At 39.6% G+C, this 23,637-nt stretch carries 20 protein-coding genes and 1 riboswitch; of the genes, 18 read left to right on the top strand and 2 right to left on the bottom strand.

The genetic code is table 11. From position 1 onward, the window contains the following. The first annotated feature begins 107 nt into the window (after positions 1–107). Genes dnaN through G628_RS0109270 form a run of 8 tightly spaced genes read left to right on the top strand, consistent with a single transcriptional unit; the run spans position 108 to position 10,308 of the window. Positions 108–1,217 carry a DNA polymerase III subunit beta gene (gene dnaN / locus G628_RS0109305; RefSeq protein ID WP_026656296.1) on the top strand — a complete coding sequence of 370 codons (1,110 nt, stop codon included), beginning with the start codon at positions 108–110 and terminating at the stop codon, positions 1,215–1,217. A 25-nt stretch (positions 1,218–1,242) separates the two neighbouring features. Beyond that, on the top strand, positions 1,243–1,458 hold the full coding sequence (locus G628_RS0109300) for an RNA-binding S4 domain-containing protein (protein ID WP_026656295.1): 216 nt from the start codon (positions 1,243–1,245) through the stop codon (positions 1,456–1,458). After that, the gene (recF, locus tag G628_RS0109295) at positions 1,455–2,558 is read left to right on the top strand and encodes a DNA replication/repair protein RecF (protein ID WP_026656294.1); all 1,104 of its coding nucleotides are present in this window, start codon (positions 1,455–1,457) and stop codon (positions 2,556–2,558) included. The genes G628_RS0109300 and recF overlap by 4 nt, the downstream gene beginning before the upstream one ends. A 15-nt stretch (positions 2,559–2,573) precedes the next feature. Then, positions 2,574–4,511: a DNA topoisomerase (ATP-hydrolyzing) subunit B gene (gyrB, locus tag G628_RS0109290; protein ID WP_026656293.1), complete on the top strand. Its 1,938-nt coding sequence runs from the start codon at positions 2,574–2,576 to the stop codon at positions 4,509–4,511. 21 nt (positions 4,512–4,532) lie between these two features. Beyond that, positions 4,533–7,094: a DNA gyrase subunit A gene (gene gyrA / locus G628_RS16980; protein WP_026667313.1), complete on the top strand. Its 2,562-nt coding sequence runs from the start codon at positions 4,533–4,535 to the stop codon at positions 7,092–7,094. Between the two features lie 24 nt (positions 7,095–7,118). Next, a complete protein-coding gene (locus G628_RS0109280) occupies positions 7,119–8,573 on the top strand; it encodes a GGDEF domain-containing protein (RefSeq protein ID WP_027208995.1) in 1,455 nt (484 codons plus the stop codon). Between the two features lies 1 nt (position 8,574). Then, the gene (locus G628_RS0109275) at positions 8,575–9,336 is read left to right on the top strand and encodes an exodeoxyribonuclease III (RefSeq protein ID WP_034462119.1); all 762 of its coding nucleotides are present in this window, start codon (positions 8,575–8,577) and stop codon (positions 9,334–9,336) included. A 12-nt stretch (positions 9,337–9,348) separates the two neighbouring features. After that, on the top strand, positions 9,349–10,308 hold the full coding sequence (locus G628_RS0109270) for an AEC family transporter (RefSeq protein ID WP_026656288.1): 960 nt from the start codon (positions 9,349–9,351) through the stop codon (positions 10,306–10,308). Between the two features lie 16 nt (positions 10,309–10,324). Here G628_RS0109270 and G628_RS16975 read toward each other — a convergent pair whose 3' ends face one another. After that, positions 10,325–11,251, bottom strand: coding sequence for an alpha/beta hydrolase (locus tag G628_RS16975; RefSeq protein WP_051199128.1), 927 nt, complete (start codon positions 11,249–11,251; stop codon positions 10,325–10,327). A 163-nt stretch (positions 11,252–11,414) separates the two neighbouring features. On the opposite strand from G628_RS16975, the gene G628_RS0109260 reads away from it, so the two are divergent. The 10 genes from G628_RS0109260 (at position 11,415) to G628_RS0109215 (ending at position 22,723) form a co-directional block, all read left to right on the top strand. Then, the gene (locus tag G628_RS0109260; protein WP_026656287.1) at positions 11,415–12,923 is read left to right on the top strand and encodes an alpha-N-arabinofuranosidase; all 1,509 of its coding nucleotides are present in this window, start codon (positions 11,415–11,417) and stop codon (positions 12,921–12,923) included. 69 nt (positions 12,924–12,992) lie between these two features. Further along, on the top strand, positions 12,993–14,516 hold the full coding sequence (locus G628_RS0109255; protein ID WP_027208994.1) for an MBOAT family O-acyltransferase: 1,524 nt from the start codon (positions 12,993–12,995) through the stop codon (positions 14,514–14,516). 12 nt (positions 14,517–14,528) lie between these two features. Further along, positions 14,529–15,623 carry a hypothetical protein gene (locus G628_RS0109250; protein ID WP_027208993.1) on the top strand — a complete coding sequence of 365 codons (1,095 nt, stop codon included), beginning with the start codon at positions 14,529–14,531 and terminating at the stop codon, positions 15,621–15,623. Between the two features lie 23 nt (positions 15,624–15,646). Continuing rightward, positions 15,647–16,786, top strand: coding sequence for an undecaprenyldiphospho-muramoylpentapeptide beta-N-acetylglucosaminyltransferase (locus G628_RS0109245; RefSeq protein WP_081670648.1), 1,140 nt, complete (start codon positions 15,647–15,649; stop codon positions 16,784–16,786). 99 nt (positions 16,787–16,885) lie between these two features. Beyond that, positions 16,886–18,805, top strand: coding sequence for an EAL domain-containing protein (locus G628_RS0109240; RefSeq protein ID WP_027208992.1), 1,920 nt, complete (start codon positions 16,886–16,888; stop codon positions 18,803–18,805). 77 nt (positions 18,806–18,882) lie between these two features. Then, the gene (locus G628_RS0109235) at positions 18,883–19,236 is read left to right on the top strand and encodes a MurR/RpiR family transcriptional regulator (protein WP_027208991.1); all 354 of its coding nucleotides are present in this window, start codon (positions 18,883–18,885) and stop codon (positions 19,234–19,236) included. After that, the gene (locus G628_RS0109230; protein ID WP_196803741.1) at positions 19,163–19,738 is read left to right on the top strand and encodes a MurR/RpiR family transcriptional regulator; all 576 of its coding nucleotides are present in this window, start codon (positions 19,163–19,165) and stop codon (positions 19,736–19,738) included. Before G628_RS0109235 ends, G628_RS0109230 begins: the two co-directional genes overlap by 74 nt. Before the next feature lie 11 nt (positions 19,739–19,749). Then, on the top strand, positions 19,750–20,229 hold the full coding sequence (locus G628_RS0109225; RefSeq protein WP_026656280.1) for an S-ribosylhomocysteine lyase: 480 nt from the start codon (positions 19,750–19,752) through the stop codon (positions 20,227–20,229). Between the two features lie 24 nt (positions 20,230–20,253). Beyond that, the gene (locus G628_RS0109220) at positions 20,254–20,949 is read left to right on the top strand and encodes a 5'-methylthioadenosine/adenosylhomocysteine nucleosidase (protein WP_026656279.1); all 696 of its coding nucleotides are present in this window, start codon (positions 20,254–20,256) and stop codon (positions 20,947–20,949) included. Between the two features lie 193 nt (positions 20,950–21,142). Further along, positions 21,143–22,723: a glucose-6-phosphate isomerase gene (locus G628_RS0109215; RefSeq protein ID WP_027208989.1), complete on the top strand. Its 1,581-nt coding sequence runs from the start codon at positions 21,143–21,145 to the stop codon at positions 22,721–22,723. 45 nt (positions 22,724–22,768) lie between these two features. After that, a riboswitch (FMN riboswitch) is annotated at positions 22,769–22,883 on the top strand. A gap of 526 nt (positions 22,884–23,409) precedes the next feature. On the opposite strand, the gene G628_RS18925 is transcribed toward G628_RS0109215, so the two are convergent. Then, positions 23,410–23,571 carry a hypothetical protein gene (locus G628_RS18925; RefSeq protein ID WP_196803740.1) on the bottom strand — a complete coding sequence of 54 codons (162 nt, stop codon included), beginning with the start codon at positions 23,569–23,571 and terminating at the stop codon, positions 23,410–23,412. Positions 23,572–23,637 lie beyond the last annotated feature (66 nt).

The following is a 23,637-nucleotide window of genomic DNA, read 5'->3' as shown; positions in this document are numbered from 1 at the left end:
GTATAATGGAATAGGTTTTACACTTTTCAACAGCTATTATTAATTCTTTTACTATATTTTTATATATATTTTATACTTTTTAAGTTCTGAAGGGAGTATGTGGTTAAATGAAAGTCGTTTGCTCAAAGTCGAATCTTATTAGTGGATTGCAGATTGTATCGAAAGCAGTTCCTTCTAAGACAACAATGTCTATTCTTGAATGTATATTGGTAGATGCAACAGAAGGAGTTATTAAATTCATCGCCAATGATATGGAGCTTGGTATTCAAACAATAGTTGAAGGTAACATTGAAGAAAGAGGATACATAGCAATCGATGCAAAGATCTTCGTAGATATTGTAAGAAAGCTCCCTGATAATGCAGTAACTATTGAATCAGACAGCTCAAACAAAGTAGTAATCAGTTGTGAAAAGGCAAAGTTCAACCTTATTGGAAGAAAAGGTGATGATTTCACATATCTTCCTTCAATTGAGAAAGTAGACGGAGTATCGGTTTCTCAGTTTACTCTTAGAAATGTAATTCAACAGACAATCTTTTCCATTTCTGAAAATGATGCAAATAAAATGATGGCAGGAGAACTCTTTGAAGTTGACAGAGATACTTTGAAGCTCGTTTCTCTTGACGGTCACAGAATTTCTATCAGAAAAGTAAAGCTTTCTGAAGAGTATTCATACAAGAAAGTTATTGTTCCCGGTAAAGCACTCGGTGAGATCAGTAAGATTCTCGGTGACAGCACTGAGAAGATGGTAAATATCTATTTTACTGACAAACATGTTCTCTTTGAGTTTGATAATACAGTTGTTGTTTCAAGACTTATTGAAGGCGAGTACTTCAGTATTGATCAGATGCTTTCAAGTGACTATGAAACAAAGATGAGCATTAATAGAAAAGAGCTGCTTGATTGTATAGACAGAGCTACGCTTCTTGTAAAAGAGGGCGATAAGAAGCCTGTAATCATATCTATTACCGATACAAACATGGAGTTAAAGATTAAGTCAACCATAGGAAGTATGGATGAAGTGATCGATATTGATAAGCAGGGAAAAGATCTTATGATTGGATTTAATCCCAAGTTCCTTATCGATGCACTTCGCGCAATTGAGGATGAAGTAGTTGATATTTATCTTGTTAATCCTAAAGCACCTTGCTTTATTAGGGATAAGGATTCAACTTACACATATCTGGTATTACCTGTTAACTTCACAACAGTTGATTAATACTTACCAAAGGACCTGATTTAAGATGGAAATAGTAAAATTAAGAGAACAAGATGAATTCATAAAACTCGGACAGGCTTTGAAAAAAGCCGGTCTCGAGGGCTCAGGTGTTGATGCCAAAATGGATATACAAGCCGGTCTTGTAAAAGTAAACGGCGAAGTTGAGGTAAGACGCGGTCGTAAGCTATATGACGGAGACAGTTTTGAATATGACGGCGTACAGGTAAAAATAGAAAAATGATAATAAAATCATTGGAATTAGCTGACTTCAGAAATTATGAGAATATAAAGATAAACTTCAGCAGAGGAACTAACATACTGTACGGTGACAATGCGCAGGGCAAGACCAATATTTTGGAGGCAATCTTTGTTTCTGCAACAACAAAGTCACACAAAGGCAGTAAGGACAAGGAAATAATCAGATTCGGTAAAGAAGAAGCACATATCAGAACTATCTTGGAAAAAGATAATGCTGAATACCGCGTTGATATGCATCTTAGGAAGAATAAGTCCAAAGGAATCGCTATTGACGGGCAGAAGATAAAGAGGGCATCTGATCTGATAGGTCGGTTGAATGTTGTTTTTTTCTCACCGGAAGATCTGAGTATAATTAAAAATGGTCCTTCGGAAAGGCGCAGATTCATGGATATGGAGCTGTGTCAGTTGGATCAGATATATCTTAACAGTCTTTCCAAGTACAACAAACTGGTAGTCGAAAGAAATAAGATTCTAAAGGATCTTTTTGAACATCCTGAAAATAGCGTATTACTGGATGTTCAGGATAAGCAATTATTCGAATACGGATCCGTCATAATAAAGACAAGAGAAAAATTCATCAAAGATCTTAATGAAATAATAAGACCTATCCACGAGAAACTAACGGGAGAAAAAGAGACACTGTCTGTTTTTTATGAACCGAATGTAAAACTTGAGGAATTTGAAAGTAAGTTGAAGCAGGCAAGGAAAAAAGATACCTATGCCAAGCAGACAACAGTAGGACCTCATAAAGATGATTTTTCTTTTATGATTAAAAAAATGAATGCGGATGATGCGATAGATATCAGGAAATTCGGCTCACAAGGCCAGCAAAGAACCGCATCCTTATCACTTAAACTGTCAGAAATAGAGATAGTTAAGAGAGCAAAAAAAGAAAACCCGGTACTGCTTCTTGATGATGTTTTGTCAGAACTTGACAGCAACAGACAAAATTACCTTTTGAACACCATAGGAGATATACAGACAATAATAACCTGTACCGGTCTTGATGAGTTTGTTAATAACAGATTTGAAATAGATAAGCTGTTCAAAGTAACCGAAGGAACAGTAAGTAGTGAAAACTAAGGAACGGAGTAGAGCATGAGTAACGAAGAAGTACAGTATGGCGCTGACCAAATTCAGATTTTGGAAGGACTTGAAGCGGTCAGAAAAAGGCCCGGTATGTATATCGGAACTACAGCAAGCAGAGGATTGCACCACCTTGTATACGAGATTGTGGACAATTCTGTAGACGAAGCACTTGCTGGATTTTGTGATCATATCGAAGTAACAATTAACGAAGACAATACTATTATTGTAAAAGATAATGGTAGAGGAATCCCTGTTGATGTAAACCACAAGTCAGGTCTTACCGGCGTTGAGGTTGTATTTACAATACTTCACGCAGGCGGAAAGTTCGGCGGTGGAGGATATAAGGTATCAGGAGGACTTCACGGAGTTGGTGCTTCTGTCGTTAATGCGCTTTCTGAATGGCTTGAAGTTCAGGTTACAAGAGACGGAAAAGTATATGAGCAGAGATACGAGAGAGGAAAAGTTTGTTATCCTCTTAAGGTTGTTGGCGATGCTCCCGAAGGCGTTTCCGGAACAAGAGTATACTTTAAGCCCGACGCTCTTATTTTCAAAGAGACAACAATATATGATTACAACGTTTTGAAGCAGAGACTCAGAGAAATGGCATTCCTTACAAAGGGACTAAAAATTTCTCTTACAGATCTTAGAACTGAAGAAGGCGAAGAGCCTGTAGTTCAGACCTTCCACTATGAGGGTGGTATCAAAGAATTTGTTGAATATCTCAATAAGAGTAAGACAGCTCTTTATGAAGACATTATGTATTTTGAGGGAAATAAGAACAACGTACAGGTTGAAGTTTCTCTTCAGCATAACGATTCATACACAGAGAGTATTTACACATTCGTAAATAATATCAATACTCCTGAAGGTGGTACACATCTCGAAGGATTTAAGGCAGCACTTACAAAGACCTTTAATGACTATGCAAGGTCAAATAAGATGCTTAAGGACAACGATGATAATCTTACAGGTGAAGATATCAGAGAAGGTCTTACAGCTATCATAAGTGTTAAAATTGAAGATCCTCAGTTTGAGGGACAGACAAAGCAGAAACTTGGTAACTCGGAAGCAAGAGGAGCTGTTGCCGGAATCGTAGGAGAGCAGCTTACATATTTCCTTGAACAGAATCCAAGTGTTGCAAAGCAGATTCTTGAAAAAGCTATTCTTGCCCAGAGAGCAAGAGATGCTGCAAGAAAAGCAAGAGATCTTACAAGACGTAAATCTCCTATTGACGGATTGGGACTTCCCGGAAAGCTTGCCGATTGTTCAGACAAAGATCCCAAGAACTGTGAGATATTCATAGTTGAGGGAGATTCCGCCGGCGGATCTGCTAAGACTGCTAGAAGCAGAGCAACACAGGCTATCCTTCCTCTCAGAGGAAAGATTCTCAACGTAGAAAAAGCAAGAGTTGACAGAATATACGGAAATGCAGAGATCAAGTCGATGATCACAGCATTCGGAACAGGTATACATGATGATTTCGACATCAGCAAACTCCGTTATGACAAGATCATTATTATGACCGATGCCGATGTAGACGGTGCGCATATCGCAACACTTATGCTCACATTCCTTTACAGATTTATGCCCGAACTTATCAAAGAAGGACATGTATATCTTGCACAGCCGCCTCTTTATAAGCTTGAGAAGAACAAAAAAGTCTGGTATGCATACAGTGATGAAGAACTGAACAAAATCTTGGCTGATGTCGGAAGAGACCAGAACAACAAGATTCAGCGTTACAAGGGTCTTGGAGAGATGGATCCAGAGCAGCTTTGGGAGACAACAATGGATCCTGAGAGAAGAGTTCTTCTTAGAGTAAATATGGATGAGGAATCCGAATCTGATATAGACGTTACTTTCACAACACTTATGGGTGATAAAGTTGAACCCAGAAGAGAATTTATTGAAAAGAACGCGAAGTTTGTAAAGAACCTGGATATTTAAAGAACGTAAAAAGGAAAAGAAATGGCTGATAATAATAACAATAACAACAACGAACTGTCAGATGATGTTTTTGATAAAGTCACTACTGACAGAATAAAGGAAGTAGATCTTCAGAAGACAATGGAAGCAGACTACATCGATTATGCCATGAGCGTAATCGCATCACGTGCGCTTCCTGACGTAAGAGATGGTCTTAAGCCTGTACAGAGAAGAATTCTGTACTCTATGATCGAACTTAACAACGGTCCCGACAAGCCGCACCGTAAATGTGCGCGTATCGTCGGTGATACAATGGGTAAATACCATCCTCACGGTGACAGCTCTATTTATGGAGCCCTCGTAAATATGGCACAGCCCTGGTCAATGAGATGTTGTCTTGTCGACGGTCACGGAAACTTTGGATCTGTCGACGGTGACGGCGCTGCTGCTATGCGATACACAGAGGCACGTCTTACAAAGATCGCAATGGAGATGACTGCGGATATCGGAAAAGATACCGTAGACTTTACTCCGAACTTCGATGATACAGAAAAAGAACCTGCAGTTCTCCCCAGTAGATATCCTAACCTTCTGGTAAACGGAACAACAGGTATCGCGGTAGGAATGGCAACAAACATTCCTCCTCACAACTTAAGAGAGATAATCGCAGCGGTTGTTAAGATGATCGATAACCGCGTGCTTGAAGACAGAGAAACAGATATCGAGGAAATTCTTTCGATAGTAAAAGCTCCCGACTTCCCTACAGGTGGAATAATCCTTGGAACAAGAGGAGCGGAAGAAGCTTACAGAACAGGTAGAGGAAAAGTAATAGTAAGAGCCGTAACAGATATCGAGCCTATGCAGAACGGCAAGAACAGAATTGTTGTTACAGAGCTTCCTTACCTTGTAAATAAAGCAAACATGATCTCAAAGATCGCTGAGCTTGTTAAGCTTAAAAAGCTCGACGGAATAACAGCACTTCGAGATGAGTCTGACAGAGAAGGTATGCGTGTTGTAATTGAGCTTAGAAACGATGTTAACCCTAACATCATGCTCAATAAGCTTTATAAGCATACACAGATGCAGGATTCATTCGGAATCATCATGCTTGCGCTCGTAAATAACCAGCCTAAGGTTATGAGCATCACAGAGATGCTTAAGCATTACATCGCTCATCAGGAAGATGTAGTAACAAGAAGAACAAAGTATGATCTTAACAAAGCTGAAGAGCGTGATCATATCTTACAGGGATTACTTATTGCCCTTGATAATATCGATGAAGTAATCAAAATCATAAGAGGCAGCGAGACAGTTGCTCTTGCTAAGGAACAACTCATGGCCCGCTTTGGTCTTACAGATGTTCAGGCTCAGGCAATTGTTGATATGAGACTTCGTACTCTCACAGGTTTGGAGAGAGACAAGCTTGAACAGGAACACGCTGAACTCCTTAAGAAAATCGAGGAATTAAAAGCTATTCTTGCAGACAGAAAGATACTTCTCGGAGTTATCAAGAAAGAGATAACAGAGATTTCCGATAAATACGGTGATGAAAGAAGATCACAGATCGGACATGACGATTCAGATATAGACATGGAAGATCTGATCCCTAATGTAAATACAGTAATTGCAATGACAAATCTCGGATATATAAAGAGAATGTCAATTGATAACTTTAAGGCTCAGAACCGTGGAGGAAAGGGAATCAAGGGAATTACCACAATCGATAATGACTTTGTGGAAGATATCCTTATGACGACCACCCACAATTATGTAATGTTCTTTACCAACACAGGTAGAGTTTACAGACTTAAGGTTTATCAGATTCCTGAGGCATCAAGAACTTCAAGGGGTATGGCAATCGTCAACCTCCTTCAGCTTGCTCCGGGAGAAAAGATTACAGCTATGATTCCTGTTAAGGGCTTTGAAGATGAGGATAAGAGCCTCTTTATGGTAACTAAGAAAGGTACTGTAAAGAAAACTCCTATCACTGACTTCATAAATGTCAGAAAGACAGGACTTGCAGCTATCAATCTTAGAGATGATGATGAACTTATTGAAGTTAAGAGTGTTCAGAAGGGTGCTGAAGTATTCCTTGTAACAAAGAACGGAATGTGTATCCACTTTGATGAGGAAGACGTAAGAGCAACCGGAAGATCATCAATGGGTGTAAGAGGTATGACACTCGACGATACAGATGAGATTGTCGGAATGCAGCTTAATACTCAAGGTGATTCACTTCTCATAGTTTCTGAAAAAGGATATGGAAAGAGAACAGTTCTCAGTGAGTTCAATAACCAGTTCAGAGGCGGAAAAGGTGTAAAGTGCTACAAGATAACCGAGAAGACAGGAGCTGTTATCGGTGTTAAGGCAGTAAATGAAGACAATGAGATCATGATGATCACAAATGCCGGAATCATTATTCAGCTTCGTATGGATGAGATAACTGTCCACGGAAGAGTAACATCCGGAGTTAAGATGATCAATCTTGACAAGGGAGTTACTGTAGCAAAAATTGCCAAAGTTAGAGAAAAAATCTCTGACGGAGATAAAGAACTCGATAATATCGATGAAGTAAACGACGGCGAGATAGACGAAAAGGCTTAATGTATTTCGAGTGATGGGGGAAGTATGAAAATCGGACTTGTAATCTCTGAACTAGAGGACAATGAAGTCAAGAAAATCTGTATAGGTGCTAATAAAGCGGCAGTTGACAAGGGGATAACCCTTGTCATCATGCCGGGTAAATACCTTGTAAATAATGACGATGTTGATGAAAAACATCCTTACAGATTTCAGAACACAGCTCTTTTTAAATATGCAACAAAGCTTGGATTTGACGCGGTAGTAATTGATATTGAGCGAATCGGCAAGAATGTTGCCATCTTAAAGAAAGAGGCTCTTTTAAAGACCTTTTTTGAAATTCCTTTTCTGACTCTTACCGAGCAGGAAGGATATGTTGCTTCTAAAAAAATAATGTCCGATCACGGATATCTTGAACAGCAGGGATATCAGGCCATTTGTGATGCAGTGTCATATGCAGAGACAGGAAAGCTTTCAAATGAAGAGCCTTCCTGTGTTTTCTCATTCATAGAAGAGTTAGAAGCAGAGGCTCTTTCTGTAATTTCAGAAATAGGAACAAGACTTTTTAACCGAAAATTCGAGGTAGAAGGTCTTTATAAATCAATGGGACAGATAAATGCAGAGCATGGTGTGAAAAACTGCGGCCTGTTCCTGTATGACAAAAAGATAAGAAATACTTTCAAACATCCGTGGGAATTCCCCGAAAAAATTAGAATGAAGAGTGCGATTGTAGACGGAACCGAAATAGTAACCGGTAACAGCACTGAAATAGATACAGATAAGATATTAGAGGTCTTTGATAACGGTACGCCCAAAGTTCTTGTTGCCGGAAATATCTTTGTCGGCCAGTATCAGCTTGGACTTATGGTAACAGAGTTTAATCCAAGGATACTTATAAATAATTATTTTGACAGCCTTGTTGGAATAGTTACGGTAAGTTCCAGAGTTTCATACCTGGAGACAGAGATTGATAAGACACAAAAAGAACTTCTGGAAGTTCAGGAAGAACTTGCAAGGGACGACTCTGTTCTCGATCATATCGGAGGACAGGATTATCTGACGGGCGGACTTAACAGAAGAGGATTTTTTGCGAAAGCTTACGATTATCTCAAAGAGAATTTTGAAGCAGGAAAATATGCGGTTGTTGCGTATATAAGAATGGATTCTCTTAAGAAAATAAATGATGTATACGGACACAACGAAGGTGATCAGGCAGTAAGAGAAGTTGCAGAGATACTGGATATTGTGTTTAAAGATTGCATACACGGAAGAATTCGTGGTGATGAATTTGCAGCTATTTCGGTATCTTCAGAAGAAGGAATGGCGGAGAATTTCCGCGAGGAAATGTCATCTCAAAACGCAGCGCTTCTTGAAAGATCGAAGAGATATATCAATTACCTTCAGTATTCGGTCTGCGAATTCAGTTATGAAGACAATCTTTCTCTTAGAGAGATGTTAAAAGAAACAGACGAAAGTCTGCAGAGAGTAAAAGGAAATTTCTAACATGGGATTAAAGCTTGTATCATGGAATGTCAACGGACTGAGAGCATGTGTTTCAAAAGGCTGCTTTCAGGAATTTATGGATAACGAAAAACCTGATGTAATCTGCCTTCAGGAGACCAAACTTCAGGAAGGACAGATCAAAATGGATCTTCCCGGATATGAAGAATACTGGAACTATGCGGAGAAAAAGGGTTATTCGGGAACAGCTATTTTTACAAAAGAAAAGCCGATTTCTGTAACTTACGGACTTGGAATTGAAGAGCATGACCACGAAGGAAGAGTCATTACAGCTGAGTATAACGACTACTACCTAGTAACTGTCTATGTTCCTAATGCGAAAGAGGATCTTTCAAGACTTGAATACAGACAGGTTTGGGAAGACGATTTTCTTAAGTATATTAAAAAGCTTGAAGAGACAAAGCCTGTAATTTATTGCGGCGACTTAAACGTAGCTCACAAGGAAATCGACCTTAAGAATCCTAAGACAAACAGAGGACATGCGGGCTTTACGGATGAAGAAAGAGCAAAGTTCGATAACGTTCTTGCAGCAGATCTTGTGGATACTTTCAGATATTTTTATCCCGACCTTGAGGGAGCATATTCATGGTGGTCATACAGATTCCATGCAAGAGAGAAGAATGCAGGGTGGCGTATTGACTACTTCGTTGTATCAAAGTCGCTCATGCCTTCCATAGAGGATGCCAAGATTTACAGTAACGCTCTTGGATCGGATCATTGTCCCGTCGGACTTATACTAAAATAAGAGTAATGAATCATGAATAATTTAATCTTTAGTTTAAATGCAACGCTTCCTGTTTTTCTTTTAATGATCTTTGGTTATCTGATGAATAGAATAGGGTTTATAGACGATAAAGCAGCTTCGTGGATGAACAAATTTGTTTTTAAGATTTCGCTTCCCATGCTGCTTTTTGTTGACCTTGCAGATCAGGATTTTAAGGGAACATGGAACGGAAAGTTTGTGCTTTTCTGCTTTATGGCAACAATAATAAGCATCGTAGTAATATTCGGTTTTTCTTTTCTTTGTGTAAAAGAGAAGGGAAAAAGAGGAGAGTTTATCCAGGGAGCGTACAGAAGCAGTGCTGCTCTACTCGGTCTTGCTTTTATTCACAATATCTATGGCGATGCAAGTACAGGAATGGGACCGCTTATGATACTCGGAAGTGTCCCACTTTACAACATCTGCGCAGTTATAATTCTGATGTTCACTGCAGAAAATGAAGGCGAAAGTGACAACAAGAATGAAATGATAAAAAAGACTGCGATCGGAATAGCCAAGAATCCGATCATCATTGGAATAATAATAGGTCTTTTGTGGTCGTTGTTCAGAATACCAAAGCCTGCAATACTTTCGACATTTACAGAAAATATCGCACGACTTGCAACTCCGCTGGGACTTATGTCGATGGGAGCTTCTTTTGAAATAAAAAAAGCGCTTAAGGAAATCAAACCTGCGCTTATTGCTACGTTTATAAAACTATTTGTTCTTGTCGGAATCTTTTTACCGATAGCGGTAAGTATGGGATTTATAGGCGAACAGATTGTTGCGATACTCATAATGCTTGGATCTGCAACAACAGTAAGTTGCTATATCATGGCCAAAAGCATGGGACATGAGGGAGTTTTGAGCAGCAGCATAATCATGATGACTACTTTAGGATGCTCTTTTTCCCTCACATTCTGGCTTTTTGTACTTCGTTCTATAGGAATAATCTGAGCTTATCAGTATTTCTTTAGAAGTCTGTCTTTGACAGGAAAGATCTTATCTTACCCCAATAATTTGCGGGATCTGTAACTACTCCCTGAATGTGCCCCGATCCAAGGATTATGCAATACATCTTGTCACATTTTGCAGCTTCGTAAAGACGAGAGCACATCTGGGGATCTATCACCGCATCTTCATCACCATGTATGAAAAGTGTGGGAGTCTTTGATTTAGAAACCGCATCAATCGGTCTTACATCGTTAATATCAAATCCCGAGCGAAGATATATTATAAATCTTGCTAGTGCGACTATGATAGGAGCCGGAATGAAGGAGCCTTTCATAGTCTTATATGTTTTTGCAAACTGCTTTCTTAAATTTGAATAAGAACTGTCTGAGATAGCGGCTTTTACATTTTCCGGAAGGTGTTCACCTGTTGTCATAAGGACCGTTGCCGCACCCATAGACATTCCATGAAGAAGGATCGATGCCTGTGGATCTCTTTTTATAATCCAATAAATCCATTCCATTATATCAAGCCTGTCATCAAGGCCATATCCGACATACTTTCCTTCACTCTTTCCAAATCCGCGAAGGTCGGGAAGAAGACAATTTACATCAAGTGAAAGATAGTACTGCGCGTAGATTCCGTTATACTCATGGTTGTCCTTGATTCCGTGAACAAGAATAACGTATCTGTGCGAGTTACTGCTTGCAGGAATGTAGGTAGCGTGGAGCTTAAGACGGTCGATACTGTCTATGTACATGTCCTGTTTATCTTTATGATTTCTTACGAACATTCTTCCGGCTGTAACAGCTTTATCATAATCGGGACTTTCGTCGGTATGCTGAACAGGTACGGATGTAAGCTTATAGATATAATTGGTGAGAGCATAAGCACCACCAAGAAATGCAGAGAAAATGCCGAATTTAAGAACTGAATTTTTTTTGCTCATTTAAAGAATACCTCGTGTGTAAAGTTTTAAGGGCATCATCATTTAAGCCTCTCCAATATATATTATCATTTTTTTTACGGATAGAAGCATTTTTTGGTTTTCTTTTTGCAAAGAATGGAATATTATATTTATATAAATATAAACTATTTTAGGAGAATGTAAAATGAAAAAAGAAAACAAAGTAACATTGTGCATAGATAAAAGTTTTACCGTAGGAAAGGTGGACAAAAGAATCTACGGCTCTTTTATCGAGCATCTCGGAAGAGCGGTCTATGAAGGAATCTATCAGCCGGACAGCCAATTTGCTGATGAGAACGGATTTAGAAAAGACGTTATTGAGCTGGTAAAAGAGATCGATGTACCTGTAGTAAGATATCCCGGGGGAAATTTTGTCTCAGCGTTTAGATGGGAAGACAGCGTAGGACCTGTAGATGAGAGACCTGCGAGACTTGAGCCTGCATGGGGAGTAATCGAGAGCAACAGATTCGGACTTGATGAGTTCATGAACTGGTGTAAAAAAGTGGGTTCAGAGCCCATGTATGCGATAAACCTCGGAACAAGAGGAATCGAAGATGCCAAGAATGTTGTTGAATACTGCAACATTGAGAAAGGCACATATTACAGTGACCTCAGAATCAAGCACGGAGTTAAGGATCCATACAAGATAAAGCTCTGGTGCCTTGGAAATGAGATGGATGGACCTTGGCAGATTGGACATATGACACCTGAAGAGTACGGACTTAAGGCAGGACGTGCGGGACATCTTATGAAGATGATCGATCCTGAGATTGAGTGCGTAGTATGCGGATCTTCAGGAATCGGAATGCCTAAATTCGGTGAGTGGGAGAGAGTCGTTCTTGAAAACAGTTATGACAATGTAGATTACATCTCACTTCACACATATTATGACAATGAAGAGGACAATACTCCCAACTTCCTTGCAAGCAGCGTATCTATGGATAAGTTCATTGAGAGCGTCGTCAGCATCTGTGACTGCGTAAAGGCTACAAAGAGATCCGATAAGACAATAAATCTTTCATTTGATGAATGGAACGTATGGTATCACTCAAAGAAAAAAGATGCAGAGCTTGAGAAGTGGACTGAGCATCCACATCAGCTTGAAGAAGATTACAACCTTGAAGATGCTCTTCTTGTAGGTTCAATGATGATCACATTGTTAAGACACGCAGACAGAGTAAAGATTGCTTGCCTTGCACAGCTTGTAAACGTTCTCAGCCCTATAACAACAACCGATAACGGCGTGTTTAAGCACACAATCTTCTATCCATTCATGCAGGCAAGCAGATACGGAAGAGGCGAGGTTCTTAATACAATTGTTAAGGTGCCTGCTTATGAGTCAAAGCACGGAGATGCTCCCTATGTTGATTCTGTAGTAGTAAGTGATGAGGAAAACGGCGCACTTACTATATTTGCCGTAAACAAGGACCTTGAGGATGACTTTGACCTTACCTGCGACTTAAGACAGTTTGCGGACTACAAAGTTGTTGAACACAGCGTACTTACTCATAAAGATGTTAAGGCAGGAAATACAGAAAACAATCCTGATGAAGTAAAGCCTTCAGATAACACAAATGCAGCAACAAACGAGAATGGAGTGCTTAAGACAACACTTCCCGCAAGAAGCTGGAACGTTATAAGACTTAAAGTTTGATCAGAAATTATAAAAATTTCTTTCACAATATGGTATACTCTCTATGATGTAAGAAAACGGAGAGTATTAATGGGTTTTAATTCATTTACGTTTATATTGGTATTTCTTCCGATACTGATGATCGGTTGGCATACACTTAATAAATTACAGAAATATACGGTGGCAGACGTATTACTTATCATCATGTCATTGTATTTTTACTACACTTTCGGTGTGGATTTCCTGATCATTCTTTTTGTAAGTATTGGCGTTAACTATGCACTAAGTGCGCTTGTAAGCAAGATAGATTCAAGAAATACCGGAAATACAATTTTCTACAAAAAGCTCATAAAGGTAATAGGAGTGCTATTTAATTTAGGACTCCTATTCTACTTTAAATATCTTGGCTTTTTCGCCGACAATCTCAACGCAGTTTTAAAAACGGGACTGACAGTTGATAAGATAATCATGCCCATAGGAATCAGCTTTTTTACCTTTGGGCAGATTTCTTATATTGTTGACAGGGCAAACGGTGAAGCACCACACTACAATTTCATCGAATATGCGCTCTACACTGTCTATTTCCCGAAGCTTATACAGGGACCTATCGCATTCCATAAGGAGATGATCGACCAGTTCAGGGATAATTCACTTAGGACCTACGATTCCGTGAAATTCGCAGGTGGACTTATGTCTTTTGTAATAGGTCTTTCAAAGAAAGTAATTCTGGCGGATGTTCTCTCAAGAGTAGTAAACTACGGCTTTGAGCAGACATATTATCTTGATACTCTGACTGTTACGGCAGTTATGCTTGCCTATACTTTCCAGATCTACTTCGACTTTTCCGGATATTGCGACATGGCAAACGGCATCAGTCTGATGCTTGGATACAGGCTTCCTACAAACTTCAATTCACCTTATAAGGCAGCGTCCGCAAAAGAGCTGTGGCAGAGATGGCATATGACTTTGTCGCGCTTTTTTATCAAATATGTCTACATACCTCTTGGTGGTAGCAGAAAAGGAAGATACCGCACGATAGTAAATGTCCTCATAGTCTTTATTTTGAGCGGACTCTGGCATGGAGCAGGCTGGACATACGTTTGCTGGGGACTCATGCAGGGACTTCTCGTAGTATGGGATGATCTTGGAATAGTAAGTACCGAGAAAGAAGGAAAATTCCTTTTTAGAAAAGAACCGTTACTCGTAATTCCCAAGGCACTTGGAAGAACAATGACTTTTATAGCTTTTGTGGCTTCACTTATATTCTTCAGATCGGAATCTGTGGAAAAAGCACTGGCAATGTTTAAAAGACTGTTCTTCTTTACTTATCCGGGATTCCTTACAAGAACCGCCGCAAACCTTGATATCGCGGAAAACTACGTTTTCAGACAGTTCCTGTCTCAACTTGGCGGAATAGATGAAAATGTAATTTATATGATCACTATGTTGGTATATCTTGCAGTAAGCGGATTCATCATCACAAGAAAGAACACTGAAGAAATTATAGAAACGACAACATTTGATAAAAAGACACTTATAGGTATCACGGTTCTTTTCCTGTGGTCCTTTATATCATTGTCGGCAGTAAGTACGTTTATTTATTTTCAGTTTTAATTTTAGAAGAATATGGAAAAAGAAAACAGTTCAAAAAAGTTTATAAAAAGATTCCTTGTGGCAGTACTTGCAGTGGTCGTGTTTATCGCGGGTGTTGTTGTATTTTTTGACCCGTTCTATCATTACCACAAGCCCTGGTGCGGTCTTAAGGCGGTTCTAAATGACAAGGAATACCAGTGCGTGGGAACACTTAGGAATTTTGATTACAACGCGCTTTTGGTGGGATCTTCCGTAATGGAAAACAACAACAATGGCTGGTATGATGATGCCTACGGTGTTAAGTCGATAAAGGCAATAAGGTCATACGGCGCAACGGCAGATCTTTGTTATTTATTGGATATTGCATATGAGAATCATGACCTTGACTATGTCTTTTATAACATAGATCCGTCGTCGCTTGTCGCAGATGCAGAGACAACCTTTGAAGCAGCGGGGTGTCCGATGTATCTCTATGATAAGAACCCTATAAATGATGTGAATTATCTGTTTAATAAGGACGTGTTGTTCGAAAAGATACCGTATCAGGTCGCAAACTCATTTATGGGAGACTACGACGAGGGACTTTCCTATAACTGGGCGAAGTGGAAAACTTTTGGAGCCGATCAGACTCTTTCGATCTACTTCCGGCAAAAGAATGTAGTTCCAATGCTTGATAAAGATGTGCATAAAGATAAAGTGTTGAAAAATATTGAACTACTTACAAAGCAAGTAAGAGAGCACCCTGATACAAAGTTCGTTTTCTTCTATCCAGCATATTCAATGCTTTGGTGGGACGGAGCCGTTAGGACAGGCGAAAGAGACGCATTTATCCAAAGCGAGAAGATGATGACAGAGGAACTTTTAAAATATGACAATGCGAAAGTTTTCTGTTTCCAGGGCGAAGAAGAAATAGTGACAAACCTTGATAACTACATGGATTCGATACATTTTTCTCCTGACATAAATAAGTTCATGCTCGATAAGATCATTGATGGGCAGAACGAGCTTACTGAGAGCAATTACAAGGAAAAACTTGATGAAGTAAAGGCATTATCTGAAAAGATAGTTAAAAAAATAATGCCGGAATATGAAGCAGAAGACCGTTTTGTATATGATATGACAGAATAATATATAGTTTATTTGCAAAAAAAATGGTATACTATCTGCACAGTGTTAAGAATTTTTTTACGGAAGAAGGAATAATCGTGAGTGATTCTGTTACAAAAAAAATCGTACTTACAGGAGGCGGAAGCGCAGGACATGTTACACCTAACATCGCGCTGATCCCCGCATTAAGAAAAGCCGGATATGATATCTATTACATTGGTTCATATAGCGGAATAGAAAAGAAACTGATAGAGGACTACAACGTACCGTATTTCGGAATAGCAACAGGAAAGCTCAGACGATATTTCGATCCGAAGAACTTTACGGATCCCTTCAGAGTATTAAAGGGATTTGCAGAAGCAAAGAAAATATTAAAAAAGATACAGCCTGACATAGTTTTTTCTAAGGGAGGCTTTGTAAGTGTGCCGGTAGTAAGAGCTGCAGGCGCGCTTAAGATACCATATATCGTGCATGAATCCGATATGACACCCGGACTTGCCAACAAACTCAGCATTGCAGGTGCCAACAAGATTTGCTGTAACTTCCCTGAGACAATGAGGCTTCTCCCCGCGGAGAAGGCAGTGCTCACAGGAACGCCCATAAGAGACGAGCTTGGAATGGGTGATGCCGCTGAAGGTAAGAAATTATGCGGCTTTGAAGATGATAAGCCGGTACTTATGGTAATCGGCGGAAGTTTGGGGGCACAATCCGTAAACGAAACAGTCAGATATGCTCTTCCAAGATTATTACCGAACTTCAATATTGTTCATATCTGCGGAAAAGAGAAGATGGATAATCTAAAGCTCACTCTTCCCGGATACAAGCAGTTTGAATACGTAAAAAATGAGCTTAAAGATATTTTTGCAATGGCGGATATTGTTGTATCAAGAGCAGGTGCAAACTCAATCTGCGAGCTTCTTGCGCTCAAAAAGCCAAATATACTGATACCTCTTTCAACCAAATCAAGCAGAGGTGACCAGATGCTAAACGCAAGGTCATTTGAACAGCAGGGATTCTCAATTGTTATTGACAATGACGACCTCGATGAAGATATACTTGTTGAATCAATAGAAGATCTTTACGAGAACCGTGAGAAATATATAGAAAACATGAGGAACAGTAATCTTCACAGTGCGACTGACACTATAGTCGGTCTTATAGACAATGAATTAAAAATTCAATAGCTGAAATTTTTTATCAAATCTTAATAGGGACTTTATTTGTATTTACATCATAAGGGTTATCATTATATGGTAGAGTATTTTCGAGTTTGAGGTGCGAAAATGATCGATATTACATCTTATGTTAATGGATACAGTCCGGTAGGCGATATTATTGTCATGGCGGTAATCATCGTTATGGCAATTCTTATTCGTGTTACTTATATCAGGCAGAGTTCTGAATTTAAGATGTTTAAGGTGATATTGCTGTGTACGCTCATTGCGGCAATTTCAAATCTTGTATTTCGCCAGAATATGGGTAAACTTGGAGATTATCCTGTATTTTTACTCTACATTGAAAAATACATTACTCATTTTTCTGTTCTTTTAGCGCTTGCACTTTATCTTATATATATAAAGAATCAAATGAAACTCCCTGAATCAACGGGGCGGATGATTGACTTTATTTCAATCGCGGTTTTTACTGTCTTTGCATCTGTAGATCTGCTTGGAATGATGTTTGGGTTTGGATTTAGTATCATCGATTATGAGAATATTCAGCCCGGACAATATATCCCGGCATGCGGTTATCTTCTTTTCGCATTTCTTATACTTTGCATATTGATACGTTTTGGTAAGCATATGTATAGGCCTGTAGTAATAGCCCTATATGCTTCTATCTTCATGTCTTTTGTGATCACTTGCATTCAGCAGAAACACGATCAAAAATCATTTACTATATCAACACTGATTTTCCCTGCAATAGCAATAATGTATCTTATGCATTCCAACGCGTACAATCTTGAGACGGGCTCGCTTCATGCAGATTCACTTATTGAAAACATTGAGAATGCATTAAAGAAAAAGGATGATCTTCTTATTATTTTCCTACATATTACTGAAGGAGACCATAAGGGATATAAGTTTCCTAAAGAAATGAGAGATACGATCAGAGAAGTAAGCACATATATGTTTAAAGGAGCCAAACTATTTCAGGTTGCAGAAGGAAAAATAGCGCTCTCTGTTCGGCTTGCCATAAACTCGGATTATTCTAAGGGAATAGACAATATCATCAGCACATTTAATGAACAATACGCAATCTATAAGAAGGATTACAAGATGGTGATCATTCGTACCATGGATGAGCTTGATAAGGCTGATGACTACATACAGATGATAGATTATGTAGAAAACAGGATGCTTCAAAATGAAATTCATTATGTCAATGATGAGGATGTTGAAAGATATAAGAGCCACAAATACATAGTTGAACAGCTTGCTGATATCAACAGTAGAAAAGATTTAAGAGATCCTCGCGTACTTGTGTATTGCCAGCCTGTATATAACATAGAAACAGGAAAGTTTGATACCGCAGAAGCTCTTATGAGACTGAGGCTTGAGAAAATTGGAATGGTATTTCCGGACAGATTCATTCCCATTGCAGAGAAACACCATTATATCCATATTCTCAGTCTTATCATCTTTTCAAAGACCTGTAACGAGATAAGAAGACAGCTTGATGATGGATATTTCATCAAGAGAATATCAGTCAATTTCTCTATACTTGATTTTAAGGAAAAAGATTTTTGTGAGAACATAACCAAGATAGTACGTGACGCGGGAATCCCGTTTGATAAGGTGGCAATTGAGATTACAGAGAGTCAGAATGAAAAAGACTTCATGGCTCTAAAAGAAAAACTCTTTGAACTTAGGGATAGCGGAATAACCTTCTATCTTGATGATTTTGGAACCGGCTACTCCAATATGGAAAGAATCATGGAGCTTCCTTTTGACATAATCAAATTTGACCGTTCGCTTGTAATTGCAAGCGGATCCGATAATAAGTCAAAGACCATGGTAACACACATGGCGCACATGTTTAATGACATGAAATATGATGTTCTCTACGAAGGTGTAGAGGATGATAATGACCAGAACAGATGTAAAGAGATGTATGCAAGATACCTTCAGGGTTATAAGTACTCCAAACCCATTCCTATAGAGCAACTTTCCGAGTTTTTGGAGAGAGAAAATTTTGAATGAGTTTGTGAAAATTTATTTCAATATATCCTTAATTACGTTATACTTAAAAGGTGCAATTATTAATGGAGGCATTCTGTATGAATATTGTCAGCGAGAGAATAAAGAGTTGTTATAACGCACTTCCTTCATCGGAGAAGAAAGTTGCGGATTATATTCTCGAGAGGAAGGATGATCTTTTTCAATATCCTATAAAAGATCTTGCACGTTTGTCCGGAACTACGCAGGCGGCATGGACGCGCTTTGCACAGGCTATTGGTTATGACGGTCTTAAAGACCTTAAGAATGCTTACTATACGGAAGCAAATTCTTCTCTTACAGTAGCTGATAAAGGACCGAAGATTTCATTTAAGGATGTCAATGAGTATACATCGCTTCAATCGATTGCAGATAACATCTGCGCTACAAGCGTTCAGGCAGTACAGACTTTTTGACGCAGGAACATTTAATGATGCAGTAGATAAGATAATAAATGCCAAGCAGATACAGATATTTGGCGTAGGTACGGCAGGACTTGCCGCATACGATCTTTATTGCAAATTACTCAGAATTCATTATAATGTTGTATTTAATCAGGATCAGCATCTTAGCCTGATGACCGTTTCGCAGATAGGACCTGCGGACGTTGCTATATTTTTTAGCGATAATGCCAGAAACAAGCAGATCATGCAGCTTTTCACAGCCGCAAAGGATGCGGGAGCAACGACCATTGCCATAACAAAGCTTGGCAATAACGCGCTTACGACCAGATGTGACTATGTTCTTTTTGCGACCTCACCTGAGATTGATAAAAAGAGCGGAATAACAAGCTCAAGATTTGCACAGCTTTTCTTGGTAGATACGTTGTACACCGCGATAGCAAATCGCGACTATGATAAAATAGAGAAGTATCTCGCATTGTCATACGAGATATTTTCAGAACCACAGTGGGAGTGAGGAGAACAGTAATGGAAAAAATAGCTAGTTTTACAGTCAACCACCTTGATCTTGAACCGGGAATCTATGTTTCGAGAAAAGATAAAGTTGGACAGGAGACAATAACAACATTCGATCTTAGAATGACAGCACCCAATAAAGAGCCTGTTATGAACACAGCGGAAGTTCATACAATGGAGCATCTTGGAGCAACATTTTTAAGAAACGACGAAGAGTACAAGGACAGAACAATTTACTTTGGACCTATGGGTTGCAGAACAGGTTTTTACGTAGTTCTTGCAGGAGACCTTGATTCAAAAGATATCGTTCCTCTTGTCACAAGAATGTTCGAGTTTATGCGCGATTTCAAGGGAGAAGTTCCCGGAGCAAGCGCAAGAGATTGCGGAAATTATCTTGATATGAACCTTGGAATGGCAAACTTCCTTGCAAAGAGATATCTTGATAACACACTTTATAACATCACGGATAAGCACCTTGTTTATCCCGAATAATTAAGACAGAAAGAGAAAAAATATATGAAAATTGGAATTATTGGTGCCATGGAGGTTGAAGTTGCAACCTTAAAGAGCAACATGACAGTGAAAAATACCGTAAAAAAAGCTTCCATGGAGTTTTACGAAGGAACAATCGGAAACACTGAAGTAGTTGTAGTAAGAAGCGGAATCGGTAAAGTAAACGCAGGAATCTGCGTACAGATCCTTATCGACCTGTTTAACGTAACACACGTGATCAACACAGGAATCGCAGGATCGCTTAACGCAGATATAAATATCGGAGATATAGTTCTTTCAACAGATGCTTGCTATCACGATGTTGATGTCACAGTATTCGGATACAAGAAGGGCGAGATTCCCCAGATCGGCGCAGCTACATTCGAAGCAGACAAAGAGCTCAGAGAAAAGGCAAAGGCATCAATCAAGAAGGCAGCTCCCGATATCGGAGTTTTCGAAGGAAGAGTTTGCAGCGGAGACCAGTTTATCAGTAGCGCCGAAGTTAAGGACGCCATAATAAAAGAACACGGCGGACTTTGCACAGAGATGGAAGGTGCAGCAATCGCACAGGCAAGCTACCTTAACAACACTCCTTTTCTTATCATCAGGGCAATTTCAGATAAGGCTGACGGAGGCGCAGAAGTTGATTATCCCACATTCGAAGCTAAGGCAGCAAAAGACTGCGCAGCTATCGTAATGGAGATAATCGCAGAGCTCTAAGAAATTGCAGATTTAATCAGCTTTTTTCTGACAGCTTATAGATTAAAACATATAAATGACTTGGATTTATGAGAAAATCGCTCATGATCCAAGTCATTTTTTTTCGTAAGCGCTTGATTAGGAAAAATATCTTTGATAAACTTTAGACGAATGGCGAAACCCAATTTCACGCGCCAAACAGGAGGATTTTATAATGGTTAGTTGGAACAATCTTGATACAATTAAATCCTATAACGATCTTGAAGGTATCAAACACGTAAATTTAGTTGAAGCTATGTCAGGAGAGAACGGGGCAAAGAGAGTAAAAGAGTATTCAGTGCCTATGGCGGCCGGTCTTTCATACAACTACGCAGCCAAGGAAGTTGATGATGAGATTATCAATGCTCTTGATGCTCTTGCAAAAGAGACACAGCTTATCGAGAAGTTTGAGGCGCTTTATAACGGTGAAGTTATCAACACCGGGGAAAAGAGAATGGTTCTCCACCAGCTTACAAGGGGACAGCTTGGAAACAAGGTAGAAGCTGACGGAGTTGATAAAAGAGAATTTTATGTAAAAGAACAGAAGAGAATCGCAGATTTTGCAAATAAAGTTCACTCAGGTGAGATCACGAACGCAAAGGGCGAGAAATTCACAACTGTTGTACAGATCGGTATCGGCGGAAGTGATCTCGGTCCTCGTGCTATGTATCTTGCACTTGAGAACTGGGCACACAGAACAGGTAACTTCAAGATGGAAGCAAAATTCATCAGTAACGTAGATCCTGATGATGCATCTGCCGTACTTAACAGCATTGATGTTGCTCATTCAATATTTATCCTGGTTTCAAAGTCAGGAACAACACTTGAGACACTAACAAACGAATCATTCGTTACAGATGCGCTTAAGAAGGCAGGACTTGATCAGTCTAAGCACATGATCGCAGTTACATCAGAGACATCTCCTCTTGCAAAGAGCGAGAACTACCTTGAAGCATTCTTCATGGATGACTTCATCGGCGGACGTTACTCTTCAACATCAGGCGTTGGCGGAGCAGTGCTTTCACTTGCTTTCGGACCTGACGTGTTTGCGCAGTTCCTTGACGGTGCAGCAGAAGAAGATAAGCTTTCAGCAAATGCAGACCTTAAGAAAAACCCTGCAATGCTCGATGCACTTATCGGAGTTTATGAGCGCAACGTACTTGGATATTCAAGCACAGCGGTTCTTCCTTATTCACAGGGACTTAGCCGTTTCCCTGCTCATCTTCAGCAGCTCGATATGGAGTCAAACGGAAAGAGCGTAAACCGCTTCGGCGAGCCTATCAACTATGTAACAGGTCCTATCATCTTCGGTGAGCCCGGAACAAACGGACAGCACTCATTCTACCAGCTCCTTCACCAGGGAACAGACATCATTCCTCTTCAGTTCATCGGCTTTAAGAACAGCCAGCTTCAGAATGATGTTGATATCCAGGGAAGCTCAAGCCAGCAGAAACTTTGCGCTAACGTAGCAGCTCAGATCGTTGCATTTGCATGTGGCAAAAAAGATGAGAACCTCAACAAGAACTTCAAGGGCGGACGTCCTTCAAGTATCATCATCGGTGATGAGCTCAATCCTAAGTCACTCGGTGCACTTCTTGCTCACTTTGAGAACAAGGTTATGTTCCAGGGATTTGTATGGAACATCAACAGCTTCGATCAGGAAGGTGTTCAGCTTGGTAAGGTACTTGCAAAGAGAGTTCTTGCACACGAGACAGAAGGCGCTCTTACTGAGTATGCTAAGCTTTTGAATATTTAATTGTTGACAAGACGTTATAACCTGCTTACAATAGCAGTAATTTAATAAGAGCTTCAGGGCAGGGTGTGATTCCCTACCGGTGGTTATAGCCCACGAGCCGCAAGGCAGAATCGGTGTGATTCCGATGCCGACAGTATAGTCTGGATGGAAGAAGTATGCAGAGCACTTAGTGATAAGTGAGATAAGAAATCTTTGATTTCTGCGATCGAACTTAGTTCCGGCGAGGCATTTATGCCGAGAGCAGAACATCATTAAGTAAAGCTCAGTTGAATAAAAAGCTTATAAGCACCCTGAACAATTTAATTTGTTCAGGGTGTTTTTTTGAGCAGAGCACTTAGCGAGGTATTAACGAGCTTAGTGCGAGCCATGGGGATGTACTTAATGAGGTTTTTTCGAATTTAGTACATATCCCATACAGCAGTAGTTTATTTTAAGCCCTGAACATTTTTGGTTCAGGGCTCATTTTTTGATAGGAATTTCCTATCAAAAAAAACGTTCCGCTATGGATGCGACCGATGCGCAGAAGTATTATGCAAGCTAAAGCTTGCGCGCATCGGCGCGCAAAGAGTTGCTTTGCAACTCTTTGTTCTTTAATAGGAAATTTCGCCTTACGGCGAAATCTTTAATTAAAAGGCCCGGACAAGACCGGGCCACGCAAAGCGGAGGTATGCTGAATAACCTGGTTATCAGTCTACCTCATCATAGAAATCATCATCTTCGTGCATGAAGTAATCCATATCAAGGATATCTTCATCGCTCATGTTACGGATTTCTTCCGCCGACATGCCTTCCGGCGGATTTTGGATGTATTTCTCTCTAAGCTTTGCAGCGAGTTCTTTTTCTGTCATGACTTTCCCTCCTGTAGCATGATTTTAGCATGCTACAGTGGACTTTAAAACATGGCTTGGACTAGA

The sequence above is a fragment of the Butyrivibrio hungatei NK4A153 genome (genome assembly GCF_000424465.1).
Lineage (GTDB): Bacteria > Bacillota > Clostridia > Lachnospirales > Lachnospiraceae > Butyrivibrio > Butyrivibrio hungatei_A.
Note: the sequence above shows the minus strand (reverse complement) of the source record. Positions and strands in the feature narration are given on the sequence as shown.

Coding starts and splice junctions, on each gene's coding strand:
- G628_RS0109300 (WP_026656295.1), top strand. CDS start 1,243: ATGGAAATAGTAAAATTAAGAGAACAAGATGAATTCATAAAACTCGGA.
- G628_RS0109235 (WP_027208991.1), top strand. CDS start 18,883: ATGAATATTGTCAGCGAGAGAATAAAGAGTTGTTATAACGCACTTCCT.
- G628_RS0109240 (WP_027208992.1), top strand. CDS start 16,886: ATGATCGATATTACATCTTATGTTAATGGATACAGTCCGGTAGGCGAT.
- gyrB (WP_026656293.1), top strand. CDS start 2,574: ATGAGTAACGAAGAAGTACAGTATGGCGCTGACCAAATTCAGATTTTG.
- G628_RS0109250 (WP_027208993.1), top strand. CDS start 14,529: ATGGAAAAAGAAAACAGTTCAAAAAAGTTTATAAAAAGATTCCTTGTG.
- G628_RS0109260 (WP_026656287.1), top strand. CDS start 11,415: ATGAAAAAAGAAAACAAAGTAACATTGTGCATAGATAAAAGTTTTACC.
- G628_RS0109275 (WP_034462119.1), top strand. CDS start 8,575: ATGGGATTAAAGCTTGTATCATGGAATGTCAACGGACTGAGAGCATGT.
- gyrA (WP_026667313.1), top strand. CDS start 4,533: ATGGCTGATAATAATAACAATAACAACAACGAACTGTCAGATGATGTT.
- G628_RS0109280 (WP_027208995.1), top strand. CDS start 7,119: ATGAAAATCGGACTTGTAATCTCTGAACTAGAGGACAATGAAGTCAAG.
- G628_RS0109255 (WP_027208994.1), top strand. CDS start 12,993: ATGGGTTTTAATTCATTTACGTTTATATTGGTATTTCTTCCGATACTG.
- G628_RS0109225 (WP_026656280.1), top strand. CDS start 19,750: ATGGAAAAAATAGCTAGTTTTACAGTCAACCACCTTGATCTTGAACCG.
- G628_RS16975 (WP_051199128.1), bottom strand. CDS start 11,251: ATGAGCAAAAAAAATTCAGTTCTTAAATTCGGCATTTTCTCTGCATTT.
- G628_RS0109220 (WP_026656279.1), top strand. CDS start 20,254: ATGAAAATTGGAATTATTGGTGCCATGGAGGTTGAAGTTGCAACCTTA.
- G628_RS0109215 (WP_027208989.1), top strand. CDS start 21,143: ATGGTTAGTTGGAACAATCTTGATACAATTAAATCCTATAACGATCTT.
- G628_RS0109245 (WP_081670648.1), top strand. CDS start 15,647: ATGGTATACTATCTGCACAGTGTTAAGAATTTTTTTACGGAAGAAGGA.
- G628_RS18925 (WP_196803740.1), bottom strand. CDS start 23,571: ATGACAGAAAAAGAACTCGCTGCAAAGCTTAGAGAGAAATACATCCAA.
- recF (WP_026656294.1), top strand. CDS start 1,455: ATGATAATAAAATCATTGGAATTAGCTGACTTCAGAAATTATGAGAAT.
- G628_RS0109270 (WP_026656288.1), top strand. CDS start 9,349: ATGAATAATTTAATCTTTAGTTTAAATGCAACGCTTCCTGTTTTTCTT.
- G628_RS0109230 (WP_196803741.1), top strand. CDS start 19,163: ATGAGTATACATCGCTTCAATCGATTGCAGATAACATCTGCGCTACAA.
- dnaN (WP_026656296.1), top strand. CDS start 108: ATGAAAGTCGTTTGCTCAAAGTCGAATCTTATTAGTGGATTGCAGATT.